This is a genomic window from Alistipes montrealensis (assembly GCF_018362775.1).
Taxonomy (GTDB): Bacteria; Bacteroidota; Bacteroidia; order Bacteroidales; family Rikenellaceae; genus Alistipes; species Alistipes montrealensis.
Map to the genome: position 1 here is coordinate 651,130 of NZ_JAGYXY010000002.1, position 14,913 is coordinate 666,042.

The 14,913-nt window shown below is 62.2% G+C and carries 9 protein-coding genes; 1 reads left to right on the forward strand and 8 read right to left on the reverse strand.

The window, feature by feature from the left end:
* The first annotated feature begins 26 nt into the window (after positions 1–26).
* Positions 27–1,100 carry an SGNH/GDSL hydrolase family protein gene (locus tag KG007_RS05800; RefSeq protein WP_195458879.1) on the forward strand — a complete coding sequence of 358 codons (1,074 nt, stop codon included), beginning with the start codon at positions 27–29 and terminating at the stop codon, positions 1,098–1,100.
* A gap of 78 nt (positions 1,101–1,178) precedes the next feature.
* On the opposite strand, the gene KG007_RS05805 is transcribed toward KG007_RS05800, so the two are convergent.
* From KG007_RS05805 to KG007_RS05840, 8 genes are all read right to left on the reverse strand, one after another.
* On the reverse strand, positions 1,179–3,596 hold the full coding sequence (locus tag KG007_RS05805; RefSeq protein ID WP_213347668.1) for a BACON domain-containing protein: 2,418 nt from the start codon (positions 3,594–3,596) through the stop codon (positions 1,179–1,181).
* A 27-nt stretch (positions 3,597–3,623) separates the two neighbouring features.
* Positions 3,624–4,760, reverse strand: coding sequence for a sialidase family protein (locus tag KG007_RS05810; protein ID WP_213347669.1), 1,137 nt, complete (start codon positions 4,758–4,760; stop codon positions 3,624–3,626).
* Between the two features lie 9 nt (positions 4,761–4,769).
* On the reverse strand, positions 4,770–5,684 hold the full coding sequence (locus KG007_RS05815) for a dihydrodipicolinate synthase family protein (protein WP_213347670.1): 915 nt from the start codon (positions 5,682–5,684) through the stop codon (positions 4,770–4,772).
* Positions 5,685–5,693: 9 nt separating this feature from the next.
* Positions 5,694–8,252, reverse strand: coding sequence for a sodium:solute symporter family transporter (locus KG007_RS05820; RefSeq protein ID WP_213347671.1), 2,559 nt, complete (start codon positions 8,250–8,252; stop codon positions 5,694–5,696).
* Between the two features lie 10 nt (positions 8,253–8,262).
* Positions 8,263–8,991, reverse strand: a complete 729-nt coding sequence (locus KG007_RS05825; RefSeq protein ID WP_195458874.1) for a FadR/GntR family transcriptional regulator — start codon at positions 8,989–8,991, stop codon at positions 8,263–8,265.
* A gap of 63 nt (positions 8,992–9,054) precedes the next feature.
* A complete protein-coding gene (locus tag KG007_RS05830) occupies positions 9,055–11,226 on the reverse strand; it encodes a calcineurin-like phosphoesterase C-terminal domain-containing protein (protein WP_213347672.1) in 2,172 nt (723 codons plus the stop codon).
* Between the two features lie 9 nt (positions 11,227–11,235).
* Positions 11,236–13,335 (reverse strand): DUF5689 domain-containing protein, encoded by a 2,100-nt coding sequence (locus tag KG007_RS05835; protein ID WP_213347673.1) that lies wholly within the window; start codon positions 13,333–13,335, stop codon positions 11,236–11,238.
* A gap of 22 nt (positions 13,336–13,357) precedes the next feature.
* Positions 13,358–14,911, reverse strand: coding sequence for a SusD/RagB family nutrient-binding outer membrane lipoprotein (locus KG007_RS05840; RefSeq protein ID WP_213347674.1), 1,554 nt, complete (start codon positions 14,909–14,911; stop codon positions 13,358–13,360).
* Positions 14,912–14,913: the final 2 nt, after the last annotated feature.

Genomic DNA, 14,913 nt, shown 5'->3' on the forward strand with positions numbered 1-14,913 from the left:
AGAACCGATAACTTAAATTTACACCAATGAAACGCTTTTTTCTTTTGGCCGCTGCGCTGCTGGCGGCCTGGGCTGCGGCCGCACAGGTCCGGTTTGTGGACGCTACCGAGTTGAACCTCATCGGCAAGGCACAGCCTACGCCGCATCCTTACCACCGGATCGATACGGTTGTTTATAAAGGCTTTACCAAGGCCGAAAACCAGCAGGTGCGCTGCTCGGCGGGCCTCGCGCTGGTGTTCAAGACCAATTCCACGCGCATTGACCTGCTGCCGGACTACGCGCCGTTCGTTTACAACGGTGCGAGCACGCCCCGGGTCGCTTCGGAGGGCTTCGACCTCTACATCCGCAAGGATGGCGAGTGGCTTTATGCCGCTTCGCGCGCCCCGAAAAAACGCGGCGAGGCCTATACGATGATCAGCCACATGGATTCCTCGGAGAAAGAGTGCCTGCTTTACCTGCCCAATTACAACGAGCTGACCTCGCTTCAGGTCGGCGTGGACGAGGGGGCGACGATCGTTCCGATGGAGAATCCCTTCCGCCACAAGATCGTGATTTTCGGTTCGAGCTTCACCCACGGCGTGAGCACCAGCCGTGCGGGTATGAGCTATCCGATGCAGATCGGCCGTAACACGGGCCTCTACTTTTGCAGCATCGCCTGCAGCGGCAACTGCAAGTTGCAGCCCTATTTCGCCGACTACCTCGGCGACGTGAAGGACGCCGATGCGATGGTTTTCGACGCCTTTTCGAACCCTGACGCCAAGATGATCGAGGAGCGGCTGATTCCCTTCATTGCACGTATCCGCGAGAAACTGCCTTCGACGCCGCTGATCTTCGTGCAGACGATCTACCGTGAGAGCGGCAATTTCGACCTCCGTTCGCGCAAGGGCGAGGAGGCCAAGCGTGAGATGGCCCGCAAACAGATGGCCGAGGCGATGAAACGTTTCGACAACGTTTATTTTATCGACAAGGCGGACCTGACGGGAACCGACCACGTGACCTCGGCCGACGGCACGCACCCTTCGGACCTGGGCTATTGGCGCTGGGCGCAGAACCTCCAGCCCGAACTGCTGAAGATCTTCAAGAAGTGCGGCATCCGCTGATCGGGCGGGTTTTGCAGAAAAAAAAGGGAGACGGTCCACAACGGACCGCCTCCCTTTTTTTGCGAGTCGTATGGGGAATCACTTTTTCTGCGACACCTTGAAATTGTCGATCCAGAAACGACTGTAACCCCCGTTGCCGGAGACGCCCAGTTGCGTCTGTGCCGTGGCTCCCGTGACGACGACGGTGATGTGATGCCATTGCGCGCCGTTGGTCCATCCGGCATAGTTGCCGCAATAGTAGTTGTAACTCTTGCTGTCGGCGGCCGGACCGGTGTAGGTATCGCCGCTCACGCCGGTGTAATTGCCTGAGAGGGATGCGATCTGTCCGTCGCCGTGTACCGAGAAGATCGATTTGCCGGTCTCGGCGGCGTTCTTATACTCCAGTACGTCGTACTCGACTACGATGTCGGTCGGTGTCGGACCGATGGCTGTCAGCGCCGGGGAGAGCATGTCGCCCACGGCGGTCGTCGTTCCGAAGCCCAGCACGCCGTTCTTGGCGTAAAGGTAGCCCCCGGCGGAGGTCCAACCGTATTTGGTGTACTTTTCAGCCCATGCCGTAACCTTTGTGCCGTTGGTTCCGATGGTCGTCGTGTTGGTCAGCGAGCCGCCCAGGATACCGCCCGTAGTACCGTCGCCTGCCGTCCATGCGAAGTCGTCTTCGAGGTAAACGACCTCGGGAATCTCGTTGGTCTGCGTGACGGTGAGCGTCGCCGTGGCCTGGTCGCCGGACGAAACGGTGATCGTTGCCGTGCGGGGGCGGTCGGAGAGGTTCTGCGACAGGGCGCGGAATGTGAGGCTGTAGGCCATGCCTGTTCCGAGGCCTTCGCTCATCGGCGAGACGGTGAGCCAGTCGGCGTCGGTGCTTGCCGACCACGAGCCCGGGGACTGGATGATCAGCGATGCTTCGGCGCCTTCGAGGTTGTTGATGTCGGCGCGGCTGCTGCCGTGCACGCGGATTTGGGGGACGATGGTCGAAGGTACGTCGCGCGATCCGGCGACGGCGCCCTTCACGGCTTTGCCGATCAGGATGTTGTCGACCAGGATTCGGCCGCCGGCCGTTGCGTCGGCTGCGCCGAAGACGATGCTCGTCTGTGCCGTGGCGCCCTTGACGATGACCCAGTATTTCCGCCAGCGGAAGCTGTTGGTGAGGGGCAGTTCGACCGAGGTGTCGTCCGTGTCGCCGATCGTGCCGGGGCCGTCGACCGAGATTGTCAGCGGTTTGGTATCGGGCGTCATCGTCGCCGTGGCGTAGTTGGCTCCGAAGAACGAAACGAGCAGGTCGGCGGGTTCCGTGCCGATCGCGGTGAGTGCCGGGGTGACGAGCGCCGCGCGGCGGGACGAAATGCCGAGGCAGACATAACCCTCGTAACGGGCCTGCACGTCGGTGCGTGTACCGAGCGTGGAGTAGCCGATGCGGGTGAAATCGTCGAGCAGGTCCAATGTGAAGTAGTTGGCCTTGCCCGTAGCCGAAGTCGCTGCAGTCACGGTGGGCCATCCGCCGCCCGTGAGTGAGTCCCAGCGGCTGGAGGCGGTGATCCAGGCGAAATCGTCGGAGAAGTAGACCTCGTTGGTCTCGTCGGAGATGACCTCCATTTTCATCGTGTGGGGAATGTATTTGGCCGCGACGAATGCCCCCGTGTCGTCGGTGACGTAGGAGGTGAACGGCTCTCCGGCGAAGATGGTTTCGCTGAAAACCCGTTCGTCGGTGGTCACGACCTTGAGCGTGAGTCCGCCCGCTGCGGAGGTGAAGCGTCCCAGCGGGATGCGGACCGAACGGGCCTGGTCCAGCGCGAGGCCGTCGCCGTCGCAGACGACTTTCAGGTGGTCGGACTGTTCGGTGAGGGTCACGTTGCCGAGGTTGTCGGTCGTTCCGTCGGCCGCCATCCAGCCCGTCAGCGCGGAGCCTTCGGCGGGAGCGATTTCGATGGTTGCGACCGAGGTCTCTTCGAGCGGCTCGAAATTCAGTTCCAGCACCGAAGCGAAGTTACGGAAGCGCAGCGCCACGGGGTGCTGCTGCGTGGCGGAGGTCGAAGCCTCGCCTATGAGCAGCGGCAGGGTCGTGTTCGCGCCTGCGGCGACGTGTTGTTCGGCGGGAACCGAGAAACGGATGACGGCGCGGTTGAGCAGTCCTCCGGCGTTGGTCTGGTCGTAGGGATAGTAGGCGAAGTAGGTGCGCCGCCCGGTGACCGACTCGTTCCAGCGGATGGCTTCGGCGGCAGGTGTCAGCATGCTGAACGTCGTGGCGTCGGAGAGCGTATAGGGGATGTTTTCGATGTGGGGCGTGCCGTCGATCATTGCCGTGATGCCGATTTGGTCGCCGGCCTCCCAACGGATGGCTGTGCCCTCCTGGACGACGCGGCTTTCGGTCTCGACGGGGTCGATCGCCGCTGCGAACTGCACGTCGCCGATCACGGCGGGCTTCTGCTCCGTCGTTTCATCGTCCGAGCAGGCGCCGAGTGCGGCCAGACACAGGCTGAGTAAGAAAAAACGTTTCATATCGGTAAGTTTTAAGGTTTTCGGAATTTAGTCGAACAGCCTTCCCGGGGAGACCGTCTCGAAGGAGATGCGGCGGTAGAGTTGTTCTTTGCCGCCGGGATCGCCGTTCTCGTAGAGGATGCCGACCGATCCGTCGGGCAGGCACACCAGGTCGGAGTAGGCCGCGCGGCCTTTGCTGACGGTGACGAAGCGGCTCCATGTGCGGCCGTTGTCGCGGCTCACGCCGATCGACATGTTTTCGCGTTTGAGCGAGCGCGGGTTGGAGAAGAGCAGCGTCCGCGAAGGCTTTCCGCCGTAGGGCGTGTAGTTGAGGATGCTGCCCTGGCAGCGCGGTTCGATGAGCTGGGTCTCTTCCCACGTGCGGTCCCACGTGACTCCGCCGTCGCGGCTCACGGCGCACAGGCGCAGCGAATCCGCGCGGTCGTAGTGGCGCATGTTGAGCATCAGATCGCCGTTGGAAAGTTCCACGACCGTGCTTTCGTTGCCGCCGGGCTGTGAAACGGCGCCGATCTGCCACGTCGCGCCCCGATCGTCGGAGTAGAGCAGGTGGGAGTTCGAGGCGATCGTGCCTTCGGGAGTCACCCACTTGTGGTTGGCCGGAACGACGAGGCGGCCTTTGTGCGGGGCTTTGGCCTTCTGGATGGCATGGCAGGGACCGGTGGCGTACCAGGTCCATCCGGGGCGTTTCACCGTGGAGGTGATCTCCACGGGGTCGCTCCACGTCACGCCGTTGTCGTCGGAGTAGAGCGAAAAGACACGGCGGGTATTGCCGGCTTTGCCGGTTTCGATGTCGCGTTCGTGGTCGGGGCCCCGGTTCCAGCAGGCCACGAGGACGATGCGTCCGGTTTCGCGGACGACCACCGGGGCGGGGTTGCCGCAGGTGTTGCCAGCGTCGTCCCACAGGACGGCCATTTCGCCCCATGTGCGGCCGTTGTCCGCCGAGCGGCGCACGACCAGGTCGATGTCGCCCCGGTCGGCCGTGCCGTCGCGCCGGGCCTCGGCGAAGGCCAGCAGCGTGCCGTCGGCGGCGCGGATGAGCGCCGGGATGCGGAAACAGGCGTAACCGTTGTCGCCGTTCCGGTAGACGACGGTCGCGTCGGGGTTTTGGGCCCGGCAGCCGAGGGCCGCCAGGGCGGTACAGACGATCAGTAGGAGCGTGCGCATGGTTTCGGGTTATTTGGTGCGGTTGAAAAAGTCGATGGCTTCGAGTTCGGATTTCAGCTCTGCATATTCGGCTTCGGTGAAGGGAGCCAGCGGCAGACGGCATGAACCGCAGTCCACGCCCACGAGGCGCATGATGGCTTTGCCGCCGCGGACGCCGCCGCCGTGGCGGATGATCACTTCGACGATCTTCACCGAGTATTGCTGCAACCGGGCCGCCGCGGCGATGTCGCCGGCGCGGAAGGCGTCGAGCAGGCGGTTGTAGACCTTCGCGGCGTAGTTGTAGGTGCTGCCCACGGCGGCCGTGGCGCCGAGCGAAAGCCCGCACAGTAGGATTTCGTCGTAGCCGTGGAGCACTTCGTAGCGGCCTTCGTCGAGCATCAGGCATTGGGACATTTCCATCAGGTTGTTATGCGTGAATTTCACGCCGGCGAGCGTCGGCATCGCCTTGCCGCCTAGGGCGAGGAACTCCGGGACGGAGACCGAGACGCCCGACATCGAGGGCATGTTGTAGTAGTAGAAGGGCAGCGAGTTGCTGTTGGCGATGGGGGTGAACCACGCCACGAGTTCTGCGGCGGTCTGCGGCTTGAAGAAGTAGGGAGCCATGGCGCCGATAGCGTCGGCGCCCGACCGCTCGGCGTGCTGTGCCAGGGCGATTGCGTCGGCGGCGCAGTTGGAACCCACGTGCACGATCACCTTCAGGCGTCCCGCGGCGGCTGCGACCCACGCTTCGGCGACGGCCCGGCGTTCGTCGGTGGTCAGCGATGCCGATTCGCCCGTCGTGCCGCAGATGAAGACCCCTTTCACGCCGCTTGCGACCAGCAGGTCGGCGTAGGGTTTGACGGTGGGGAGGTTGAGTGCGCCGTCGGCTGTCATCGGGGTAAAGGGAGCGGCGATCAGGCCCTCCAGTTTTTGCTTGTTAACCATTGTTGCGAGTTATTTTTTGGTTTTATAAATAGTCAGGTTATCCGTGTGTTTGGGGTCGCTGCCGCCCGTGAAGAGGCTCACGACGTAGCCGATGGCGAAGCAGGCGATGAAGCCAGTGGTCGAGTAGAGCAGCAGGTTGACCCATTGGTGCTGGGTGACGAGCGTCTGGACGATGATGCTTCCGACGAGTCCGCAGAGGGCTCCTGTGGCATTGGCGCGGCGGGTCACCAGGCCGAGCAGGAACAATCCGCCCAGTCCGCCCAGCAGAATGCCGAGGAATTTCGAAAATTCGTCCCACAGCGATTTGATGTCCCACGAGGCCATCACCACGGCGAACAGGATGCCTACCATGCCCAGCACGAAGGTCGCCCAGCGGGCAATCGAGAGCATGTGGCGCTCGTCGCGGCGGGGCTGCATTTTGCGGTAGATGTCCGTGACGAAGGCCGTGGCGGCCGAGTTCATGCTGCTGCTCAGCGTCGACATCGCCGCGGCGAACAGGCCTGCGATGACCAGTCCCAGCACGCCGCGCGGCAGTGCGGTGCTCATGTACCACGGCAGGATGGCGTCCGAATCGGAGATCGACATGCTCAGCTCCTGCGGAAAGTATTTGTAGAAGGCCCAGAGCGCCGTGCCGAGCAGGAAAAACAGCAGGCTGGCGGGAACCGTCAGTGCGGCGTTGGTGTAGACGCCTTTGCGGGCGGCCTTCTCGGAGTCGGTCGTGAGGTAGCGCTGGACGATGGTCTGGTCGGTTCCGTAGGTGGTGATGTTGGTGAAGACCGTGGCGATCAGTACGGTCCAGATCGTAGGCTGGCGCAGGTCGAAGAACGATTCGCCGAGGCTGAATTTTCCGGCTTCACCCGCGGCGGAGAAGATCGTCCCGAATCCGTCGGGCAGTTGGAATGCGATCGAACAGCCCACGGCTACGGCGGCGCCCAGCAATACGACGACCTGCAGGGCTTCGGTCCATACCACGGCCTCGATGCCGCCCATCAGCGTGTAGGCGAGGCTCAGCACGCCCATCAGGGAGATGCAGAGAAAGATGTCGAAGCCCGTGACGATGTTCAGGGCGATAGACGGCAGCAGCAGTACGACGGCCATGCGGCCGATCTGGAAGATGATGAACGAGACGCTGCACACGACGCGGATCAGGGCGTTGAAGCGCAGTTCGAGGTATTCATAGGCCGTAGTGACGTTCAGCCTCCGGAAGAAGGGGATGAAGACCCCGACGATCAGCGGAACCACGAGGACGATGCCCGCGTTGAACAGCAAATAACTCCAGTCCGTAGCGAAAGCCTTGGCCGGAATGGCCATGAAGGTGATGGCCGAGAGGCTCGTGCCGAAGATGCTCAGGCCGACGACGAACCACGGGATGCGGCCGCCGCCCTTGAAGTAGTCGCCCGTCGATTTCTGGTTTTTCGAGAAGTACCAGCCGATCCACGCCAGCGCCAGGAAGTAGAGCCCGATCACCAGGATGTCGAGCCAGCCCATGCGGTGGAGTTCGTCGGCGAGGTGTCCGCGCAGGATCACCGGAGTCCGGATGCCGGGGGCTGTTTCGCCGCTGGCGATCGTGATGTCGCGCCCGTCGCTCACCACGGCGGTCGTCACAGGCAGGATGAAGGACGATTTGTCGACATCGGCCTGGGTCATCGTACCCGTTACGGTGTGATAGAGCCTGAGGGCGTTGTCCGATGTGGCTTCGTCGTGCGACTTGCCGCCGAAGAAGAGGATGTGATTCGTGCCGAAAGCCGCTGCCGTGCCCGCCATGACGGGAAAGTCGCCTTCGAGAGCCGTCCATGCGTCGAGCCGCGGATTGTAGCGGTAGCCGTCGCGATGGATCGTCCACGGCGCGTCGCCGTCGTAGTCGCGGCCGCTGAAGAGGTAGAAACAGTTATCCATTCCGTCGCTCTGGCCCGCGGCGACGGCATAGCCGCGCGCAGGACCCGGCCATGCGGCCAGTTCGCGCCATCCGGCGGCAGGGGCGGCCGGGTCGAGTACGAAAAAGCGTTTCGAGGCCTTGGCGGGGGTCATCGACTCGTTGCCGCCGGCGACATAGACCTTGCCGCCCGCGAGGCATCCCGCGGCATTGGCCAGCGGGGCCGGGAGCGGGGGCCACTCCGCGATGCGGGGCGCGCCGTTTTCGACGGTGAGCAGGTACACCTCGTTCATGCAGCGCGAAGCGTCGCAGCCGCCGATGCAGAGTATACCCCCGGGAAACGTTACCGAGACGCCGTAGGCCGCCGGGCGCGGCAGGGCGTCGGGAAACGTCTGCCACCCATTGGTTTCGTCGTAGAGGTATACGTCGCCGTACCAGCGTTTTTCGCCGCCTTCCCACGGCATCGCACCGGGGAAATTGGCGCCGCCTGCGATGACCAGTTTTCCGCCGGTTTTTCCGGCGAAAACGCCGGCAAGACCGCGGTGGGCCGTCGAATCGTTTGCGGCGGGGAGGCACAGGGCGTCGTTCCAGACGATGGCGTCGGTACGCGTCAGTTGCGTCGTGGTCTCAGCGCCGCGGGCAGGGGCTGCCGCCGCTGCGAAAAGCAGGGCGAGGGGTATGATAAATTTCAGCACGTTTTTAAGTTTATTTTCTGGGTTTCCGGTTTTTGCTCAGGTAGATCGTATAGAGCTTCAGGTGGTCGGCGATGGCCTTGCGGTAACCCTCCTCGTCGCCGCGCTGGATGTACTCCAGCAGGTGCTTGTGGGTCACCAGTTCGCCGCTTTCGGCAAGCTCCTTTTCGATGGGCTCGAAGAAGTCCTGGAAGTTGTCCTTCACGAAATCCATCACCGGATGGATTACGGCCTGGAACTCCGAGATCATGTCGTTGCCCGTGATTTCGTAGAGTTTCGAGTGGAAATGCACCTCGCTCATCGGGGTGTAGCGGTTGACACCGATAATCTCGCCCATCTCGACGATCTGCTCCAACTCCCGGATGTCCTCGGGGGTGATGTTGGCGAAGATGTAGCCGCTGATGCCGATTTCCAGCGCGATGCGGAATTCGAGGATGTCCAGCACCGTGTCCTTGTTCATCAGCAGCGGATTGACGCAGCGCTTCATGCCGCCGAGGATCGAAGGCTCGGCCAGGATCATGCCCCGCTTGGTGCGGGATTCGATCATGCCGGTCATCTTGAAGCGGCTCAGGGCTTCGCGCAGCACCGTGCGCGCTACGCCGAGGGCGTTGGCCAGTTCGGCTTCGGGCGGAATGCTGCTGCCCGGGCGCAGGCCCTGCTCCTTGAAGTATTCGATGAGGCTCTCCTCGACCTGGTCTACCAGCGTCGTGTGGGGTTTGTTGATTTTCAGTGCGCTAAGCATAGTTTACAGTTTTTTCAGATTTATCTGATAAAATTACGAATTATTCGGCGTCCGCCCAAAAAATTACTCGCGTAATTGCTGGGTGAAGACTTTTCCGAAGCGGTCCGTAACCCGTATCAGAACCGGCGAGTCCGCAGCCGCCGTTACGGCCGAGAACATGTGCGGCGTACTCTGGGCGCTGGCGGCGCTCTTCGACATGTCGTCGCCCGAAGGCTTGTAGACCGTCTCGACATAAGTCAGGTAGCCCGGGTCCTTGCGCGCCTGGCGCGTCACCGTGAGCGGGGTGTTGTTTTCGAGGACCTCGACTTTCCAGGCAGCATCCCATCCGCCCCAGACGTTGACCAGTATCTCGTTGGCGACGGTCTTGTCCTTGTAGGGCTGTTTGTTCATGTCGTAGGCCGTGAAAGCCCGGTCGGCGGCGAGTTCACAGCCTTTGTAGCTCCAGCGGATGCTGCGGCCGCTGATCTCGTAGATGCCGTAGCCGACGGGCGAACCGTCGGTCCCGGAGCTGTATTCCGTTCCGCCGTTGAAACCCTTGACGTTGTACCAGAGCGAACCGCTGATGGCTCCGAGGTTATGCTCCCGGATGGCGGCGCTGCCGGGAACCGTGCCCGTGTGGTTGTTGTGCCAGTGGCCCGAGAGGACCAGCACGTCGGTAAAGCCGGCGAGACTGCTGACGAGTGCCTGGGCGTTGCGGAACGAGGCGTTGAGCGTCGGGGTGAACTGGCGGCAGGAGGTGAGCGGAGCATGAATCCAGATCATCAGCGGCGCCGTTTTGTCCTCAATGGTTTTGAGGTCGGCTTCGAGCCATTCGAGCTGGCGGTCCGAAAGTTCGACGGCGTAATATCCGTCGCCGAAGACGCCCTGCGAAGCGCCGTTGTTGTCGATGCGGACGTTATCGAGCGCGATGCAGTGGACCTGGCCCAGGTTGACCGAATAATAGGTCGGCCCGAGGTGGCGGCGGTAAGGCTCCTTCGTGGCATGGTCCCCGGCGATGTAACGGTCGTAGTCGTGGTTGCCGACGGCGTGGAAGAAGGGGATGCCGAATTCGCCGATCAGCGAACGGTATTCCGCAAATCCGAATCCGTAGAGGTACATGTTCTTGTCGAAGATCATGTCGCCGACCGACAGGGCGTAGACTTTGCGGCCGCCGAGTTCGGAAACGGTTTTTTTGAAGTCGGGCACGAACGAGTTGCGGCAGCTCATGAGCGACGACTGCGGAACCATCAGGCGGGAGTTGTTGTCGATCTGGATGTCGGCCGTGGCCAGCAGCACGTAGTCGTCCGTGCCGGTTTCGGACAGGGTGAAGTCGTACCGGTCGCGGCCCTCGGCGAGCAGGTGGTAGAACTGCGGGACGGGTCCGTCGGCAGCCGCCTCGTAACCGCGGGGGAGGGTGACGAAAACCACGTCGGAAGCGCGGTCCGAGACCATCGACCAAATGCCCTGTGCGTCGCTTTTCACGACCTGGAGTCCGTCCGAGACTGCAACGCCTGCCAACGCTTCGCTGCCTGAGTAGACGCGGCCGTAGAGATTCGTGCCTTCGGGGAGCGTCGCGGGGTCGATGCGGTCGAAAGCCGAGACGGTGACGGCGGTGACGCCGAGCGACTGGCGGTCGGCGCCGCGCTCGATCCATACCTCCCAGTCGCCCGAGGCGAGCGACGCCGGGAACCGGATGGTGATGCCTTCGGCGCTGCAACTGACGACGGCCGCTTCCAGGCCGGTTTGTCCTTCGGTGGCAAAGCGGATCTTGTCGCCCTCGGTGAATCCTTCGCCCGGAATGGTTATGATCTCACCGCGGTCCACCGTGTAGGCGGCTTCGAGTTGCACGTTGCGCACCAGGCGGAAAATGTCGACGTTGAGCATCGCCGTGCCGAGGAACTGGGTCTTCGCGTCGCGCATGCACCAGAGGCTCCAGCGTCCGGTCGTGACCTCTTTCGGAATGCGGAACGTAACATCGGTGGGTGTGAATCCGCTGATCGCGACGGCGGTCTGTTCGGTCGATTCTCCCCGTTCGCCCGGCGTCAGGGCGAGGCGGTCGCCCTCGGCGAATTTCAATACCCGGAGGGTCATTTCGCCTTCGTAGTCGAGGTCGTAGGCGTCGTCGACCAGCGCAATGACGAAATAGTCTTCGCGCGGGGTTTCCTGCTGTGTTTCGTCCGAATCGGAGCATCCGGCCAGCAACGGTCCGCCGGCTAATGCCGCGGCAACGAGCAGTCTGTATAATAGCTGTTTCATGGCGTTCGGTTATTTGATTTCCACGATTCCGAGGTGTCCCAGGCGCGACGTGCCGGTCGCGGCGATCAGTGCGTTGTTATGCTGGGCGTTGGTCTCGGCAGCGCAGCGTATGAGGATCGTCACCTGCTGCTTGCCGCGCATGGCGTCGGGCAGGCGGAAGCTGTACGGGAAGAGGAACGGCGTGAAATTGATGCACGGGGCGTCGTAAGTGCCGATGTCCTCGAACTTCACCTTCGTCAGGTCGCTCTCCGCCGAGTCGCTCCACTGGACCTTCATCTTGCCCGGACCGCCCTTCGAACTGGTGCTCGTGAGATAGAGGTAGAGCGCTCCCGTCGCGTTGCGCAGCGTATTGGTGCGGATGATGAATGCTTCGCCCACCTCGTCGTTGTTCGATACCAGCGAATGGTGCGTCGTCACGTTCCACCAGAGTTTGGCGTTGAGGCTGTAATAGTGCTCGGGCTCGTCGGCGAACGGAATGTCGTGCTGGCGGCGTACGTCGGTCGTGAGCCAGTAGGAGGCGATGGCCCCCGAACTGCTCGGGAAAACGTCGAAATTGTTGGTGTCGTCGTAGATCGAGAAGACCGCCGAACTTTGGTCGCCGCCCGTATTGCCGACTGCGAAGACCGGCACGGCGTCCTGGGCGAGCCACGGCCCGGCCTGCATCAGCGTCGTCGAGAAGCGGGTTTCGCTGTCGGCCGAGAGCGCGTCGTCCGCCGTGTTGCGGATCTGGAGGATGTATTCGCCGCGGAACTTCGTGACCAGCGCCGTCAGTGCGCCCGACCCGGCCGGGAGATTGCGTGCGTACATCTCGGTGAAGGAGCGCAGGAAGTAGAGTTTCACGACGTTGCCCTTCGTGTCGCGCACGAGCTGCGGGGCGAGCGTGTGGTAGGGGAAGAGGGCCCGGTAACCGGCTTTCACGTTCTTCACCCACTCTGTTTCGGTAGTCTCCTCGTTGTTGCCGTCCTTTTCGAAGAACGGTGCATAGCCGCCGTAGGGCGTCACGAACTCGACGGGGTCGATGCGGACGACCGTGTTGGCATATTGTGAGAGGTCGCCCATGTCGTTCAGGGCCACCGCAACCGGGGTTGCGGGAGCTTCGTCGGTGCTGCGTTTGACCGAAGAGGCTGCGAAGTCGATCACGCAGAGGTTGCCCTCGGCGTCGTTGCGCAGTTCGGCGGCGTACATGTGTATGGCGACTTTGCGGTTCTGGGCATACCATCCCCGCTGTTCGGCGGAGGGGCTGAGGAATTCGTTCTTGTCCTTGAGTATGAATTTAATGCCGCGGCCGCTGGCGTCCTGTACGTAAAGGACGCTGTCGGGCAGGTTTTTTCGCTCGAAGTCGCTGGTGATCCAGCCTTCGACGGCATAGTTTTCCTCCAGTTCGAAGCGTCCTTCGGCGTCGAGCTGCACCTCGCTCAGCAGGCGGGCTATCGTCACCGTCTCGGCGTGTTCGAACGAGGTGTTGCCGTCCATCTGCTCGACGGGGACCGACACCTTGTAATCGCCGCCGACCATGCGGAAGCTGATCTGGCCGGTGCGTTTGGGCTGGCCTGTGTTGTCCGTAAAGAGGAACTGCTGCGACGTTTCGGTCGTTTCGCCCAACGAAATCCACGTGTCGCCTTCGTCGACGGCGGCTTCCCACTTCACGTTGCTCGTGATGCCGACGGTGACGGGCGTTCCGGCGATGTCGACCCGGATTTTCGACGATGTGAGGTTGGTTTTGATTTCGGGGGTCAGTCCGGCCTGTTTTACGCGGATCTGTCCCGCAACGCCGTGCGCCGTGCGGATGTCGAATGTCATTTCGCGGCCGTAGGCGTCTCCGACAGGCTGTACGGTGAGGGTCGTGCGGCCGTTGTCGTCGCCGTAAGCGGGCCACACGTCGATCCACGAAGCCGCAGGGTCGTCGGCGACGATCTCCCAGTGTCCCGAACGGGAGAAGAACGAAATGTCTTTCGTACCGCCTTCTGCGGGACATTCGAACAGGTTGTCGCCGCCCAGGAAGGTCATCTCGCCTCCGCCGGCCGTGTCGTCGTCGGAACACCCGGCGGCCACTACTGCGGCAAGGAGCAGCGCCTTCGGACGGAGTATGTTGAAAAGTTGACGGATCATATCTTGTTGAATTTTTAAGGTTTTAGTTCGTTGCGCCCGTTTCCAGTTCCACGGCGCGCCTGCTCCACCAGACGGGTGTCAGCATGTTGTCCCCGCCGACGGTTCCCCGCCCGACGATCGGATAGGTTGTCCTCATCCGGGCGATTTGCTTCTGGTAGTTGGAACTGTTGGTCGAAATCAATGTCTGCGGATAGCACAGGCGTGTGGGCATGACGCCTTCGTTGTCGCACCCGGGGCCGATCGGCAGTTTCGGGTAGCCCGTGCGGCGGTAGTCGCACCACGATTCGAAGCCCTGCAGGAAGAGCGATACCCATTTTTGCAGGAGAATCTGCTCCTGAGTGCCGTTATAAGCGACTTTCGATCCTGTGGCGTGCAGAAACCGGTCGATGTTGGCGTCGGAGATGGTCGGGCTCCACTGCCGGATCGAATTGGTAATGGCTTTTTCGTAGTATTGCTCGGCAAGGGCCTCTCCGCCGGAGATCATCCCGATATGGGCCGCTTCGCTGAGGATGAAGCAGACCTCCGACGAGGTCATCAGCCAGACCGGCGAGGTGTACTGCTTGAGCACCGAGGCGTTCATCACGCTGGCTCCCGTGCCGTCCGGCTCGACCACGCCGCTCACGACGCCGTGGATGTCCTCCGAACCGATCGTCCGGACCCATTGGGCCATGCGCGGGTCCGAGGTGGTGTGCAGTTGGTCGATGAAGAAGGCCGAGCACTTGCGCGACGAGGTCGTGAACGTGGCTTCGGTCATGTCGCCGAACTCGTTCTTGAAGGGGGCGATGCCCGTGTAGCTGACCTTGGCATCGTCGGCGCAGGAGGAAAAAACGGGGTGCTTGGCCGGGTTGCTGACGATGGTCTGCATGATGGCGGCCGAACCCGCCTCGGGACGGTTGCTCAGGCGCATGCAGAGGCGCAGGCAGAGCGAATTGGTGAACTTCTGCCAGGCGGCGATGTCGCCTCCGTAGAGCAGGTCCTTGCCCGGGACGGTCAGCGGATAGGTGTAGTTGCCGTTGTTGTCCGTGGCGGTCCGGTAGAGGCTGTTCGCCTCCAGCAGCATGTCGATCAGCCCCGCGTAGATTTCCGACTGCGGGTCGATCTGCGGCTGGGTGATGTTCTCGTCGATGCGGTAGGCCTCTTTATAGGGTATATCGCCGTAGAGGTCGGTGATGAGCGACATGAAAACCGCCTTGAGGGTCATGGCGATGGCCTGTGCATTGGGGTCCTCGTATTTTTCGGCCAGCGCGATCATGTGGTTCGCATTGGCTGCATAGCGCTGGAAGCGTTCCCACGGGGTTTTGTACTCCCCGACCTGGAAAACGTAGCGCTGGATGTCGGTGGCGGCGCTGCAGTCGACGGTATACTGCATCAGTTCGTTGTTGACCCGCCACGAACGTTCGTAGATGTAGTAGGCTCCCGTCGAAATCAGTTGTTCGAGCAGCGTGCTCGGGTCGACGTTGCCGTATTCGGGACTCTCTCCGTTGGTGTTGTACTCTTCGAAGTTCCCGGTGCACGAGCCGAGGCCCATGCCCGCCAGGAGGATGAGGACTGTGGCGTATGAAAGTATCTTTTTCATAA

Coding starts and splice junctions, on each gene's coding strand:
- KG007_RS05800 (WP_195458879.1), top strand. CDS start 27: ATGAAACGCTTTTTTCTTTTGGCCGCTGCGCTGCTGGCGGCCTGGGCT.
- KG007_RS05815 (WP_213347670.1), bottom strand. CDS start 5,684: ATGGTTAACAAGCAAAAACTGGAGGGCCTGATCGCCGCTCCCTTTACC.
- KG007_RS05805 (WP_213347668.1), bottom strand. CDS start 3,596: ATGAAACGTTTTTTCTTACTCAGCCTGTGTCTGGCCGCACTCGGCGCC.
- KG007_RS05835 (WP_213347673.1), bottom strand. CDS start 13,335: ATGATCCGTCAACTTTTCAACATACTCCGTCCGAAGGCGCTGCTCCTT.
- KG007_RS05810 (WP_213347669.1), bottom strand. CDS start 4,760: ATGCGCACGCTCCTACTGATCGTCTGTACCGCCCTGGCGGCCCTCGGC.
- KG007_RS05840 (WP_213347674.1), bottom strand. CDS start 14,911: ATGAAAAAGATACTTTCATACGCCACAGTCCTCATCCTCCTGGCGGGC.
- KG007_RS05830 (WP_213347672.1), bottom strand. CDS start 11,226: ATGAAACAGCTATTATACAGACTGCTCGTTGCCGCGGCATTAGCCGGC.
- KG007_RS05825 (WP_195458874.1), bottom strand. CDS start 8,991: ATGCTTAGCGCACTGAAAATCAACAAACCCCACACGACGCTGGTAGAC.